The sequence below is a fragment of the Bradyrhizobium sp. 23AC genome (assembly GCF_054863025.1).
In genome coordinates this window covers 1-275 of the sequence record NZ_JAVAYN010000140.1, presented here as the reverse complement: position 1 = coordinate 275, position 275 = coordinate 1, and the positions used below count along the sequence as shown (strand labels likewise).

General features: G+C 53.8%; 1 protein-coding gene. It reads right to left on the bottom strand.

Annotated features, from left to right (window positions below; all coding sequences use genetic code 11):
- Positions 1-275: hypothetical protein (locus tag RAD10_RS41815; protein WP_461622019.1), on the bottom strand; the 275-nt coding region annotated here is incomplete at both ends.

The window sequence follows — 275 nt, the reverse complement described above, 5'->3', positions numbered from 1 at the left end:
ATTCACGACGAAGACACAGTCCCAACCCATGCTGTGGCTCTTGTCATTGTTCGCAACGCCGCCTTCAATCGTGGAATCAAGTTCCCATAGCCAGTTTGCTTTGTTCTTGTCGATGACATCTTTGTCCGACGCAGGACAACGTTCCAAGATACCCGTCCGCACAGCCGGCGTCGGCCCTTCCGCAAGAAGCTTGTAGAAGGGATTCCATGTCGCCTTGGAATAGATAGTTGCTGCAACTGCCGCGATGGTGAGGGGATCCGATCCGTCCGAAGATG